Origin of the sequence: Mucilaginibacter straminoryzae (assembly GCF_022953055.1) — a bacterium.
Taxonomy (GTDB): Bacteria; Bacteroidota; Bacteroidia; order Sphingobacteriales; family Sphingobacteriaceae; genus Mucilaginibacter; species Mucilaginibacter straminoryzae.
In genome coordinates this window covers 128824-143142 of record NZ_JALJEJ010000001.1, presented here as the reverse complement: position 1 = coordinate 143142, position 14319 = coordinate 128824, and the positions used below count along the sequence as shown (strand labels likewise).

The window sequence follows — 14319 nt, the reverse complement described above, 5'->3', positions numbered from 1 at the left end:
TGCTTATAAGTTTTCAATTAATTTAGGTTCGTGTTTTTCAACCTCTTCCTTTGGTTCTTCATCAGGGTTGCGGCGTGTCTTAGAAGCCATCATCACGTACATTACCGGGATAATATACAAGGTAAGCACCAGGGCGAACAACTGCCCGCCCATAATTACAATACCGAGCGATGTACGACTTTTTGCACCGGCACCCAAGGCAAAGGCAATGGGTACGGCACCCAACACCACGGCCAAACTGGTCATCAGGATGGGGCGCAAACGTGCTGCTGCCGCTTCGACGGCAGCCTCGTACTTGGACATGCCGTGCTCCATCTTCTGATTAGCAAACTCTACGATCAGGATACCGTTCTTAGTTACCAGACCTACCAGGGTAATCATCCCGATCTCGCTGAAAATGTTCAATGTTTGGTTGAACAGCCAAAGCGAAATAAACGCACCCGCGATTGCCAGCGGCACCGTTAGCATCACGATGAACGGGTCGATAAAGCTTTCGAACTGCGCGGCCAGTACCAGGTAGATCAGCAGCAAGGCGAAGCCAAACGCGAACAATATATTTGATGAACTTTCCGCATAATCGCGCGAAGGGCCGCTTAAAGCAGTACTGAAAGTAGGATCGAGCAAGCGATCTGCAATTTTCTGCATTTCGGCAATACCATCCCCAACGGTGTACCCCGGTGCAAGGCCAGCCTGTATGGTGGCGGATTTGAAACGGTTAAAGTGGTAAATGGATGGCGGGGTGGCATCTTCTGTCACCTTCACCACGTTATCCAACTGTATCAATTGCCCACGGCTACTCCGAACGTAAATAGATTTCAGATCCAACGGCTGATCGCGGTTGGCACGGTCTACCTGGGCAATTACCTGGTATTGTTTACCATTGAGCAGGAAGTAGCTTAAACGTCCGTTTGAATAATACAGCTGCAGGGTAGAAGCAATATCGTTCACGTCCACACCCAGGTCACGCGCGCGGTCGCGGTCGGTTACCACGTTCAGCTGCGGTTTGGTAAACTTCAGGTTGACGTCGGGCGTCATGAAAATCGGGTCTTTCTGCACCTCACTGAAGAAATCGGGTAGTACCTTGCGGATCTTTTCAAAATCCTGGTTCTGAATAACAAACTGTACCGGCAGCGATGTTCTTGCGCCCGAACCACCACCGCTGATGGTTTGTTCCTGCACCACAATGGCGCGCGCATCCGGGAAGCGGCTTAGTTTTTTGGTAAGCCATTGTGCAATTTCTGCCTGGCTGCGGGTACGCTTATCCGGTGCAACCAACCCGATGCGTCCGAAACCGCTATTCGCAGAACCACCGCTGAAACCAGGTGATACTACGGAGATATTTACGTTGGACTCGGGGATGGAATCGTCCACCAGTTGCGAAATGTTATTCATGTATTTCGACATGAAATCATACGTGGCACCTTCAGAACCGGTGACCTGGTAACGCAGCAAACTACGGTCGTCCAGTGGAGCAAGCTCGGATTGTGTTGATTTTACCAGCAAGCCGATGATCACCACAGATATTACCATGATCACGATAGAAATCCACTTCTTTTTCATGAAGCTCACCAGTGTTTCCACATAAGCATTGTTCATGCGTTCGAAGAATGGCTCTGTCTTTTCATAGAATCTGGATTTTTTCTGGTTTTTGCGGATCAGCTTTACGTTCAGCATCGGCGTAAGCGACAGTGATACAAAGGCAGAGATCAATACAGAACCAGCCACCACGATCGCAAACTCGCGGAATAAACGGCCGGTAAACCCTTCCAGGAATACAATAGGCAGGAACACCGCCGCCAGCGTTACAGAAGTTGAAATTACGGCAAAGAAAATTTCTGCCGAACCTTCAAATGCCGCCTTTCTGATAGACATGCCCTCTTCTACCTTTTTATAGATATTTTCTGTGACGACGATACCGTCATCCACCACCAGGCCTGTGGCCAGCACAATACCCAGCAACGTAAGGATATTGATAGAGAAACCGCAGGCATACATGATAAAGAAAGTACCGATTAACGACACCGGGATATCGATCAGCGGGCGGAAAGCGATGAGCCAGTCGCGGAAGAACAGGTAGATGATAATTACCACCAGGATAAACGATACGATCAGCGTTTCCTGTACCTCTTCTATAGACTGGTTAATGAAACGGGTGTTATCCAGCGCCACCTTTACGTGAATATCCGGCGGAAGGTCTTTTTCTATCTGCGCCAGCCTTTTGTAGAAGTCTTTTGCAATCTGTACGTAGTTTGCACCCGGTTGCGGCACCAATGCCAAACCAACTTCGGGTACGCCACCTTCGCGCAATGAGGTTTCTTCATTAGCCGAGCCCATTACCACGTAGCCAATATCCTTCATCCGGATAACGCGGTTACTATCCGCGCGGATGATCAGGTTGTTAAACTCCTTCTCGGTAGACATTTTACCCAGCGCGCGCACGGTAAGCTCGGTGTTGTTTCCTTCAATCTTACCTGCCGGCAACTCTACGTTTTCATTATTAATGGCATCGCGGATATCCGTCGCGGCAAGGCCCAAAGCACTCAATTTGTTCGGGTCTATCCAGATCCGCATGGCGTACTGGCGCTGCCCCTGGATGTTGATAGAACTTACACCTGGGATGGTTTGTAAACCTTCCTGCAAAACGTTCTCGGCATAATCATCCACCTGCATAATGTTACGGGTATCACTGCTTACCGTAAGCGTGATGATGTTATCCGAATTGGCATCTGCCTTGGTTACCACCGGCGGTGCATCAATATCTTGCGGTAATTGCCGCTGCGCCTGCGAAACCTTATCGCGAACGTCGTTCGCAGCAGTCTCCAGATCCGCATCCAGGTTAAATTCAACCGTAATACTGCTGCTACCCACACTACTGGTAGAAGATATGTTACGGATACCCTGCACACCGTTGATGGCTTTTTCCAAGGGCTCGGTGATCTGCGATTCAATTACTTCGGCGTTTGCGCCGGAATAACTGGTACTGACGGTGATAATCGGCGGATCGACAGAAGGGAAATCGCGTACCCCTAAAAACTTGTAGCCGATAATACCAAATACCACGATTACAACGGACAATACGGTAGCCAGTACCGGCCGTTTTATGCTGACTGAGGATAAACTCATGATGTGGTTACTTAATAACTTTTATAATTTTCAAAGGCACTTTCGGGCGCATCTGGATAATGCCCGAAACAATCAGGCTGTCACCCGCTTTCAATCCGCTTACAATCTCTATCTGAGTATCTGTACGCAGGTCGGTCTGTACCGTCTTAGCCACGGCTTTACCATTTTGAGCGATGAATACTTTGCTTGATTTGATATCCGGCACCACGCATTCGGTAGGAACCATAATGGTTCGTGGGGTCTGGTCAAGCGTCAGGTTAATCTTAGCAAAGCCACCCGCCGTAATTTCCCCTTTCGGGTTGGCCGCACGTGCCCTTACGGTAAGTGTCCTTGAAGTTGGGTCGATAGCTGGTTCCACGGCATACACCGTTCCGGTAAAGGTTTTTTGCGAACTGGCGATATTGAATTTGATCTTGCTGTTAACGGTGATCAGCGGTTTGTAACGCTCCGGCACAGAAAACGTTACCTTCATGGGGTCTGTACTCACCAGCGTTGCAATAGACGTTTGCGGCGACAGGTAACTGCCCGGGCTTACGCTGCGCAAGCCGATGGTACCGGTAAATGGCGCACGTATTTCTGTACGGGCGATCTGTGCTTTAATCACATCGCTTTGTGCTTTAAGCGAATTGAAGCTTGATAGAGAGGTGTCATATTCCTGCTGGCTCACGGCTTCCTTTTGTAAAAGCACGCGGTTACGGTACTCGTTCTCTTTAGCCAGCGCCACCTGGTACTGGTTCTGTTTCAATGAGGCTATCAGGTCCTGATTGTAAACCTTTACCAGCACCTGCCCTTTGCTTACATGGCTGCCTTCCTGGAAATAAATGCCGGTAATATTGCCGGATGTTTGCGCCACCAGGTTTACCTTCTCGTTCGGATCGATGGTGCCTGTCAGGTCGATGTTATTGCTTACAGAAGTATCCTTTACAATCATCACCTTCACCGGTACCGGCCCGTTCTTACGTTTGCCATTTTTGGCTGCACCAGCTGTCGGCCCAGAGCCGTCTTTATTTTTGGCGCCATGAAATTTATTAAAAATTAAAAACGCTACAACAAGCACAAGTGCAGCATATACGATATACCTTGTTTTCATATATTATGGTAATCCGCGTTAGGGGTAAATTCTGAGTTATTTTGGTTTATTAAATGTTGTTTCAGGTTATATTCAATCTGGCTTAGCACCTGTTTAAATATCGTTAATTGGTCTTCGGGTATGTTTTCTGTAGCGTGTTGGTTCAGCTGTTTAAAGGCAAGGATCACCTCCTGTACATCCTTAGCGCCTTTTTCGGTGATCTTCAACAAATGCTCACGCCGATCATTCGGGTTCTTTTCACGGTAAACATAGCCTTGCTGGGTAAGATAATCAATAATACTTACCATTGCCGACTTGTCTTTATTCAGCATTTGCGATAATGCTTTTTGCGTAAGCTGCCCGTTGTGACTATAGATAATATTCAGGATATCATAATACCTGTTAATATCTAAATGGGTTACCTGCCGCGCCAGTACATTCAGGTACAAGCGGCCCGTTTGGATCAGTTTCCGGGAAATAGGTGTGGTTAACTCCATTGTCAGTTGCAGCAAATTTAACGGGGCTGTATATTAAATAGTTGCATGTATCAACCATTTTACAACTCACTGGTTATGCGGTCAATGCGGTAGTTTTTATAACTTGCCTGCATGAAAAAATTTATTCGTTTAAGTATTTCACTATTAATAATGATGACAACCCATACCATAAGCGAGGCGGCCGTTAACAACGTACAGATTAAATACGAAGTAAGCTTTTCTGAGCCGCAGGCGCATTATGCGGATATTGAAATGACACTGAGCGGGCTGGCGCAAAAAGCAGTAGACTTGAAAATGCCCGTATGGACACCGGGATCCTACCTGGTACGCGAGTTTGCCAAGAACCTGGAAGGGTTCAGTGCCGAAGCAAAAGGCAAACCTGTTGAGTTTGTAAAGACCAGGAAAAATATTTGGCACATCAACATTCAGGGCCTGTCTTCTATAAAAGTAAAATACCGTATTTATGCTTTCGAGATCTCGGTACGTACGGCGTTTATCGACCAGACACATGCTTTCTTATCTACTTCCGGGATGTTCTTATACCCCGATGGTATGCTGAAACATCCAAGCACTATTCACATCACACCTTATAAAAACTGGAACAAGGTTTCTACCAGTTTAGAGATGGTGAATAACGACCCGTTCACCCGTACCGCACCTGATTATGATATTTTATTCGACTCGCCTATCGAGATAGGTACGCAGGATGTTTTTGATTTTAAAGCTGCGGGTGTAAATTACGAAGTAGCAATGTATGGTGGTGGTAATTATGATAAAGAACGCCTGAAGAAAGATATGGCGCACGTGATTGAACTGGAAACCGCTGTTTTTGGCGAAAACCCTAACAAGCACTACACCTTTATTGTACACAATTATAATAAGGCGGGTGGAGGCCTGGAGCATTTAAGTTCTACCGTACTGGGGATGTCGCGCAATAGTTATAACACCGAAGCGGGTTACCAGGGCTTCCTGAGCCTGGTTGCCCATGAGCATTTCCACCTCTGGAATGTAAAACGTTTACGCCCGATTGCCCTTGGGCCTTTCGATTACGATAATGAAAATTATACCACCAATCTTTGGATTGCAGAAGGCTTTACCGCTTATTATGATAACCTGATCGTTCATCGTACTAAACTATATTCTACAGAAAATTACCTGGGTATCCTTGCCGCAGATTTTAATGTGGTAGATAACACGCCCGGCACTAAAATGCAACCCTTGGCTTATGCCAGCTATGACGCATGGATTAAAGCCTACCGCCCGGATGAAAACTCTATCAACACCGGGATATCTTATTATAATAAAGGCGCAGTTATCGCCAGCCTGCTTGATTTAGAGATCATTAACGATAGCAATGGCAAGTATTCTTTAGACGATGTGATGCGTTATATGTACAACGAGTACTACAAAGTGCGCAAACGAGGATACACTGATGCCGAGTTTAAACTGGCTTTAGAAAAATTTGCAGGAAAAAATCTGGACGATTTCTATAAAAAATATATCAATGGCGTAGTACCGATCGACTATAACCATTACCTGAACTATGCCGGGTACCAGGTTAAAGACGAGTTTGCCGGTACAGAAAATCCTACGCTTGGCGTTAAATTTCCTGCCGCAGGAAACGCCCTTAAAGTAGCTGCAGTATTACGCGGATCAGCTGCCTGGGTTAGTGGAATCAGCGTAAATGATGAAATAAAAGCAATTGATGGACAGGAAGTTACCGATAAAAAGAAGCTATTGGACGGAAAGAAGGTGGGCGATAAAGTAGTAGTAACTGTAGTAAGGGATGGCGCTTCTTTAGACATCCCGGTCACTTTGCTGCGCGATACTGACGTAAAATATAAGATTGAAAGCGTATCATCGCCATCTGAAAAGCAGCTTGCTGTAAGAAAAAAATGGCTGTCGCTTTAAGCGCTGGTATAAGTGGCAGACTTTTTGGTTAATGTATTTTGTAATATTATTTCGAATTAAGAAATAAAGAATAGGGAAAACAAGATTTATTAACCAAAAAACTATCTACCATGAGATCATTACTGTATATCATCGCTGTTATCCTGATTATTGGATGGGCGTTAGGCGTGTTTGTTTATTCAGCTACAGGCTTAATTCACGCGCTGCTTGTAATTGCAATTATCGCTTTACTGCTGGGCTTCATCAGAAGAGGCACCACAGCATATTAAGCAACTTTAAAAATTCATGAACAAAACAGCCCGAGGCAAATGCTCCGGGCTGTTTTGTTTATTCTTAATTCTAGTATTTCTCTGCTAAGCCTACTTGCTCAGGTACATTGATTTTTCTTTGTACAGCTTCACAAAGTAAGGGTCGTGCAAATCTGGTATGAAGCGGATGGCTTCGCCGGTTGATTTCATTTCCGGGCCAAGCTCTTTGTTTACTTCAGGGAATTTATCGAAAGAGAATACCGGTTCTTTGATCGCGTATCCTTTCAGTTTACGTTCTATTGTGAAGTCTTTCAGTTTCGCTACGTCCATCATCACTTTAGCGGCGATGTTGATGTAAGGCACGTCATATGCTTTAGCAATGAACGGCACCGTACGTGAAGCCCGAGGGTTAGCCTCGATCACGTAAACCTTATCATTCTTAATTGCAAACTGGATATTCAGCAAACCGCGAACGTTCAACGCTTTAGCCAGCTTAATGGTATATTCTTCCATTTGCTGTAAAACGGTCTCAGAAAGATCGAACGGCGGCAATACAGCTGACGAGTCGCCGGAGTGGATACCTGCAGGCTCGATGTGTTCCATCATACCGATGATATGCACGTCTTCACCATCGCAGATGGAGTCAGATTCCGCTTCGGCAGCACGATCCAGGAAGTGGTCGATAAGTACGCGGTTACCCGGAAGGTTTTTCAGCAGGTTTACTACCGCTTTCTCCAGGTCCTCGTCGTTAATTACAATGCTCATACCCTGTCCGCCTAACACATAGCTTGGGCGAACCAATACCGGGTAACCCACTTCATGTGCAACCTCTAAGGCTTCTTCAGCGGTTTCGGCTACACCATATTTAGGGTAAGGAATTTCAAGGTCTTTCAGCAGGTCGGAGAAACGGCCGCGGTCTTCGGCAATATCCATGTTATCGAAAGAAGTACCGATGATCTTAATGCCGTGTTCGTGCAGTTTCTCAGCCATTTTCAAGGCAGTCTGCCCACCTAACTGAACAATTACACCTTCTGGTTTTTCCAGGTCGATGATCTCGCGAACATGCTCCCAGAATACCGGCTCGAAGTACAGCTTATCAGCCATGTTAAAGTCGGTAGAAACTGTCTCTGGGTTACAGTTGATCATGATTGCTTCATAACCTGCCTCTTTTGCAGCCAATAAGCCGTGAACGCAGCTGTAATCAAATTCGATACCCTGGCCGATACGGTTAGGGCCGGAGCCTAATACGATGATCTTTTTCTTATCTGATACGATAGACTCGTTTTCGCCTTCGTAGGTAGAGTAATAGTAAGGCGTTTTAGCCTGGAACTCTGCCGCACAAGTGTCTACCATTTTGTAAACACGGTTGATATTTAATTCCTTGCGGCGTTTGTAAACGTCTTCTTCTGTAGTATTCCCACCTAAAATCCAGGCGATCTGTACGTCAGAGAAGCCTTTCTGTTTTAAGGTGTAGAAGAATTCTTCAGGGATGTTATTTACAGAGTAACGACGAAGCTCATTCTCCAGGTTCACCAGCTCCTGGATCTGGTTCAGGAACCAGCGATCTATTTTGGTGGCTTTTCTTACCGATTCAATTGGCACACCTAAGCTCAGCGCATCATAAATATGGAATAAGCGGTCCCAGCTTGGGTGTTCCAGGCTTTGCATAATTTCATCCAGGTTGCGGCTCTGGCGACCGTCAGCACCCAGACCAGCGCGGCCGATCTCCAGGCTTTGACAGGCTTTTTGCAATGCCTCTGAGAAACTACGCCCGATACCCATTACCTCACCTACAGATTTCATCTGCAAGCCAAGCTCTCTATTAGCGCCTTTAAATTTATCGAAGTTCCAGCGAGGAACTTTTACAATTACATAATCTAAAGTAGGCTCGAAATATGCTGAAGTTGTTTTGGTGATCTGGTTTTCAATTTCATCCAGGTTGTAACCGATAGCCAGTTTCGCGGCAATCTTCGCAATCGGGTAACCGGTAGCTTTAGACGCCAGTGCCGAAGAGCGTGATACACGTGGATTGATCTCGATGGCGATGATCTCTTCATTAGCAGGGTTAACCGAGAATTGTACGTTACAACCACCTGCGAAATTACCGATCGCACGCATCATCTTGATAGCCTGGTTACGCATCTCCTGGTAACAACGGTCGCTCAGCGTCATGGCTGGCGCCACGGTGATCGAGTCACCGGTGTGGATACCCATCGGGTCGAAGTTCTCGATAGAACAGATGATGATCACGTTATCGTTGTTATCGCGCAACAACTCCAACTCGTATTCTTTCCAACCTAAAACGGCCTGCTCTACCAGTACCTCGTGTGTTGGGGAGGCTTGTAAACCACGGCTTAAAGCGGCGTCGAAATCCTCTTTTTTGTGTACGAAACCTGCACCTTTACCACCCAGTGTATAGCTCGGGCGAATTACCAGCGGAAAGCCGATTTCCTGTGCAGCTTCTTTACCTTCCAGGAAAGAGTTGGCAATTTTTGATTTTGCCACCCCAACGCCAATTTCAACCATTAACTGGCGAAACGCTTCGCGATTTTCGGTCTTCTCAATAGCGGCTACATCTACGCCTACCACCTTAACACCATATTTTTCCCAGATACCACGCTCCGATGCTTCAATGCAAAGGTTCAGGGCAGTTTGTCCACCCATGGTAGGCAATACAGCATCAATCTGGCGCTCACTTAAAATTTGCTCCAGGCTTTCGCAGTTGAGGGGCAGCAAGTAAACGTGGTCGGCAATAACCTTATCGGTCATGATGGTAGCCGGGTTACTGTTAATGATGGAAACAGAAATACCTTCGTCTTTTAACGATAGGGCGGCTTGTGAACCGGCATAATCAAACTCGCAGGCCTGACCAATGATGATAGGACCGGAACCGATAATTAAAATTGATTTTATGGAGGTATCTTTTGGCATAGTCTTTTTTATATTTCCAGTTCAATTACTGTAATTCATAGTTCATTGTGGTTTAATCTGTTATGAACTTTTGAACCATTCAGCTATGAACTGCAGATTCTATGCGCCGGAGGTGAAAAACCGACTCTCAGCGTCGGGATGCAAAGATAGAAAATTACAGTTATGCGCGGTGTTAAATTTTCATTTTTATAAAACTATGATAATTGAACAAAATCCTTGCTATATTGTGAAGTATAAAAGAGCTTCCGGCATGTGGTAAAAACATGCCGCGTGATACCGATTTAAGAACCGATGAGAAAGTTATTTTACTTGTTTTTAGGCTGTTTTATAGCAGGCGGCTGCGGCATGATGCAACAGATTTTGAAATGCAGTTTCCCTTATACCACTACGTTAACTATTCCCGCAGCTTCTGAAACCGGGGTAGAGCATTCGGCTATCAGCCGGGCCACCAGTTTCGACCAAAACTTCAGCAAAAGCGGCAACAATGCTACCCGTATTAATAAAGTGCGGATGGTTTCCGCCAAACTACAGTCCGTAGACCCGACGAATTATAACCTGGGCAATATTTCTTCGGTAAAGATCTATGCCGCAAAAGCTAATGGTGCAGATGAAATGCTGGTTGCCTCGCGAAGCGATATTGCCCCCAACGCCGGTAACGAGATCAGCCTGGATATTAACAACGCCAACTTTTTAGACGAGCACGTTCGCGAGCCTAACGTAAGGGTGCGCATGTTGTATAAGCTCCGTAAAAAAGAACAGGTAGATGTAAGTGTAAAAGTTGTGCTTTCGCTTACAGCAGACAAAGCGGAGAAGTGATCAAATAGCTGAAACTTTTATAAAACCATATCGTAATAAGAAGCAAAACCTAAACTGTCCAAACTTCCGGGTTTCCGATATCTGCTTTTATTGATATTATTTATTGCCTTTTTAATTCATAGTTGCAAGAAGGATAACAACCGCACAGTTGATAGCAGCATTAAAACAGATATTACGGCAGAAAGTATAAAGCAATGGCTTAACAAGCAAAACGGAGATAGCACCAATGCTTATACAGTAAATAATCTCGTCAGACAAGCAAATTGGACGACCGCGCATACTATAACCGTTGATAGCGAAACTTATTAGATTGTAAGTATCTCAACCGACTTAATTTATGACGATTCAACCAAAACTCAATTACGTTATCTTGCGCTAATTACGAAAGGCAGCGTTACAAGCGGATTTATATTTGACCTCTTCGGAAAAAGATATGAACTTAGAGGTAGAACTGATAACCTTATTACCAATTTTGAAAAAAAGACCAATCTTGATTTTACAGGAGATATTATTTTATCGGACTGGAAAAACAGTATAAAAAAGTTAAAAACTTATACCAGCGGCATTAATAGCGTCACCAAAATCTTAGTTGGCAAAAATTCTGCCGGGAAAAAAGTGATTCAAGGTAAAAATAAAAAAACCAACGCCTGTATTGATTGGTACTGGCAAACTTATATAGACGGCGAGTTAGTTAGCGAAGAATACGTTTTTACAACTTGTGAAGGGGAAGAAGTTGAATGTGACGCCATAGGGCAACGAGATAGAAAGGGCATCTTAAAAATTAAAATGGCTTGCGGGGGAAACCAGGGCGGAGGAGACGATCCGAATACGGTATTATTAGATTCTATTAATGCCAAGCCTTGCAACGCGATGACTTATGCAGACCAAATGGATTACATCCAGACCATATCCAATATGAATAATGGTAACTGCTTACAAAAAGCATTGCTGCATGCCTTTAATGATCTCGGAAAACAGGTAACCGTATGTAAAGGCAGTACCGTAAACGGCGCAATTGCCCAAACGGATTATTATTCAAATACCATTACCTGGAATAGCAACCTTTCTTTTTATGAGAAAACACTGGATGAAGAATTTTTTCATAATATCCAATTTGGCACTTATGGTAATGTAAATGACCATGCCAATATTGAATTTGAAGCAGCTATCATGTGTGATATGATTCAAACTTCGGCTAATTATACCGCAATGGATCAACAAAGTACTAGTGTAAGAAATGAGTACTCTACATGGCTAAAAAGTATTACCAATAACGGGAATTCATTCCCAAAAAGTTTCACAGAAATGTTCCCCGATGATACGGCAAAACAAACCTATTTTTATTTTTTGGAAAAGTACAGGGATCAATACCAACCCGGGGATAGTCACTATAGTCCGATTAATTATAACCTTTTACCAACGGCTATTTTTAAAGTCACCTCAAAATCTTGTAATTAAACTATGAAAAAAATATTTATAACTGTTACGCTAACCGTTTTAGCAACTGCAGCAAAGGCGCAAACAATATTTCAAACAGGTATTGTAACTGCTAAGCAAAATAAATATCAGGTTGTATTAAAAAAAGAAAACAGCAAAGAGTACGTTTCGGTTAGGAACATTAATAGCCAATTATACAATGCCAGGCTAAAAGCTCCGAGTGTTGTTATCTCTAATCCGGAGATCATCGGATTAAAGGTGGACAAAAACCAGATTAACGAAATAATAAAAGAGTCCTTAGGCCCTGGATTATTTCAAGAACTTTTAAAGAATCCTAAAAATTTTATAGATATTGATTTTCGTTTCGGTCAAGACGGCTTAATTAAAGAAGTCTTCTTTTTCTTTCCATCAAATTTAGCCATTACACCACAGATGATCGAGAATATCGAAACACGGCTGAAGGAAAAATTAAAAGCAAGATTTGATGAACGTACCATACCTAATTTCAATGGCCCCGTTTATAAAACGATGAGCTACATACCTTTTTATTATTCTTTAGATTCACATTCATTAGAGGTTAAATAATAACAAAAACTATCTAAGAAGATATCCATATAACTTTTTGCTAAATTCCTAATGCTCGTGAAAAAGACGTTATTCCTTATTGCGCTAACAGCGGTAATTTCTTTAGCAAAAGCACAAACGCTCTATAGTACCGGCGTTGTAAGCGCTAAGCAAACCAAGTATACGGTTAAAGTAAATAAAGGCTACAAAAAAGCTTATGTTTCCCTTAATAACGTAGAGAATAAGTTGGGCAAAGTCAAACTACATGCACCGCCTCTTTTGGTAGGCAATCCGGAAATTATAGGCCTTAAGGTTAATAAAAATCAAATCAATACTATTGTAAAAAAGGCTTTAGGCCCAGAGCTATTCCAACAATTAGCTAATGGCAAAAGCTATTTATATATCATTTTTTACTTTCAGCAAAGTGGATTAATTAAAGAAGTCCATTTTTCATTTCCAACAGACTTTCCCGTGACCCCGCAAATGATCGAAGATATTGAACTGGAATTGAAGCAGACTATAAAAGCCAAATATGATGAACGCGTGTTACCGATGTTTGGTAAACCAGCCTATCAAACTATGGAATATATCCCGTATGATTATTCAGTTGACTATAGCACACTTCATGTGAATTAAATATAAAAGCGCTATAAACCAGTAGTCTTACAACTATCGTAATTGACGTAATGAAAAAGCCCTAAATACTATGCAGACTGCAGATAAACCCGAAAAATAATTACTGCAGCCGAAACGAAACAGGCACTACATAGCTAAATGGAACGGGGCGACCATAGGCGTATCCTTTATTCCACTTCGGCATTTTCTCCACCACCCTTAAAGCTTCCTGGTCTAACTCGGGCGAAACCGGGTTAAGCACTTTAAGATCATCAACCGTTCCGTCGCGGCGAATGGTAAACCTTATGGCCACTGTACCCTGTATGTTTGCCCGTCGTGCTTCATCCGGATACCTGATGTTCATGCCAAGGTATCTGCCTAAAGCAGAAAGACCGCCTGGGTATTGCCCCGAAACATAGCGCTGTTGATAAAGGTATTTTACTCCGGCTGAATCTGTGGAAAAGCCGCTGATCAGCTTCCCGTGGTCATAGGTTTCTTCAAACGTAATTTTGCCCCGCTCGTCAAAACCAGAAAGCTTACCGTCAAAGTGGCCATCTTTAATAGTAGCCTGCTCGCCAATATCTTTAAAGTTGTTTAAATATCTTACGTATTGCCCGTTTCCGTTTTCGGCTAAAGGTTTCCCCGTCGAATCAAACACCGAAGTGATGATCGAATCGCGATTTGCCAGGTAAGCTTTAATGGCCAATTCCTTTTGATCTACCACATACTCTTTAATGATATAGCGCTTGCCGTTTGGATAATACTGGTAAACTTTGCCTGACAGGAAGCCGTCTGTGTATTCGGCATACATCTTTTTGTTGCCATTCGGATAGAACATTGCCACTGTGCCATCCAGACGAACAGGGTTAATGCGGGTAGATTTACCAATCAACCGCCGGGTATCATTCTTATAAAATTCTTCTACATTATACAATTGCGAACCAGAATCAGGCTCGCTTACGATCTGGATATAATCCGCACTGTCTGCGCTCTCCACACGGGTATTGTCATTCTTATAGAAGTAAATGTTTCTGCGCTTGGGCTTTTGCGCGAAGGTAACAAGTGTAAAGAGCAGGAATAATAAGGTTAGGTAAGCTGATCGCATTTT

At 43.8% G+C, this 14319-nt stretch carries 11 protein-coding genes; 6 read left to right on the top strand and 5 right to left on the bottom strand.

All coding sequences use genetic code 11. The features are described from left to right. Nucleotides 1-3 precede the first annotated feature (3 nt). Genes MUY27_RS00705 through MUY27_RS00695 form a run of 3 tightly spaced genes read right to left on the bottom strand, consistent with a single transcriptional unit; the run spans nucleotide 4 to nucleotide 4689 of the window. Nucleotides 4-3123, bottom strand: coding sequence for an efflux RND transporter permease subunit (locus MUY27_RS00705; RefSeq protein ID WP_245128040.1), 3120 nt, complete (start codon nucleotides 3121-3123; stop codon nucleotides 4-6). A 7-nt stretch (nucleotides 3124-3130) separates the two neighbouring features. Further along, nucleotides 3131-4213 carry an efflux RND transporter periplasmic adaptor subunit gene (locus MUY27_RS00700; RefSeq protein ID WP_245128039.1) on the bottom strand — a complete coding sequence of 361 codons (1083 nt, stop codon included), beginning with the start codon at nucleotides 4211-4213 and terminating at the stop codon, nucleotides 3131-3133. Beyond that, nucleotides 4210-4689: a MarR family winged helix-turn-helix transcriptional regulator gene (locus MUY27_RS00695; protein WP_245128038.1), complete on the bottom strand. Its 480-nt coding sequence runs from the start codon at nucleotides 4687-4689 to the stop codon at nucleotides 4210-4212. The genes MUY27_RS00700 and MUY27_RS00695 overlap by 4 nt, the downstream gene beginning before the upstream one ends. Before the next feature lie 111 nt (nucleotides 4690-4800). On the opposite strand from MUY27_RS00695, the gene MUY27_RS00690 reads away from it, so the two are divergent. Next, nucleotides 4801-6600 carry a M61 family metallopeptidase gene (locus tag MUY27_RS00690; RefSeq protein ID WP_245128037.1) on the top strand — a complete coding sequence of 600 codons (1800 nt, stop codon included), beginning with the start codon at nucleotides 4801-4803 and terminating at the stop codon, nucleotides 6598-6600. A 110-nt stretch (nucleotides 6601-6710) separates the two neighbouring features. Next, complete coding sequence (locus MUY27_RS00685) at nucleotides 6711-6869, top strand: lmo0937 family membrane protein (protein WP_245128036.1); 159 nt, start codon at nucleotides 6711-6713, stop codon at nucleotides 6867-6869. 90 nt (nucleotides 6870-6959) lie between these two features. Here MUY27_RS00685 and carB read toward each other — a convergent pair whose 3' ends face one another. Continuing rightward, nucleotides 6960-9779, bottom strand: a complete 2820-nt coding sequence (gene carB / locus MUY27_RS00680) for a carbamoyl-phosphate synthase large subunit (RefSeq protein ID WP_245128035.1) — start codon at nucleotides 9777-9779, stop codon at nucleotides 6960-6962. Nucleotides 9780-10070: 291 nt separating this feature from the next. Between carB and MUY27_RS00675 the strand changes: the two genes are divergently transcribed. From MUY27_RS00675 to MUY27_RS00660, 4 genes are all read left to right on the top strand, one after another. Continuing rightward, entirely contained in the window at nucleotides 10071-10595 is a 525-nt protein-coding gene (locus MUY27_RS00675; RefSeq protein WP_245128034.1) for a hypothetical protein, read from the top strand. 615 nt (nucleotides 10596-11210) lie between these two features. Beyond that, entirely contained in the window at nucleotides 11211-12053 is an 843-nt protein-coding gene (locus tag MUY27_RS00670; RefSeq protein ID WP_245128033.1) for a hypothetical protein, read from the top strand. A 3-nt stretch (nucleotides 12054-12056) separates the two neighbouring features. After that, complete coding sequence (locus MUY27_RS00665) at nucleotides 12057-12617, top strand: hypothetical protein (RefSeq protein WP_245128032.1); 561 nt, start codon at nucleotides 12057-12059, stop codon at nucleotides 12615-12617. A gap of 57 nt (nucleotides 12618-12674) precedes the next feature. Further along, a complete protein-coding gene (locus MUY27_RS00660) occupies nucleotides 12675-13232 on the top strand; it encodes a hypothetical protein (RefSeq protein WP_245128031.1) in 558 nt (185 codons plus the stop codon). A gap of 100 nt (nucleotides 13233-13332) precedes the next feature. Here MUY27_RS00660 and MUY27_RS00655 read toward each other — a convergent pair whose 3' ends face one another. Beyond that, nucleotides 13333-14316 (bottom strand): energy transducer TonB, encoded by a 984-nt coding sequence (locus tag MUY27_RS00655; protein ID WP_245128030.1) that lies wholly within the window; start codon nucleotides 14314-14316, stop codon nucleotides 13333-13335. Between the last annotated feature and the right edge of the window lie 3 nt (nucleotides 14317-14319).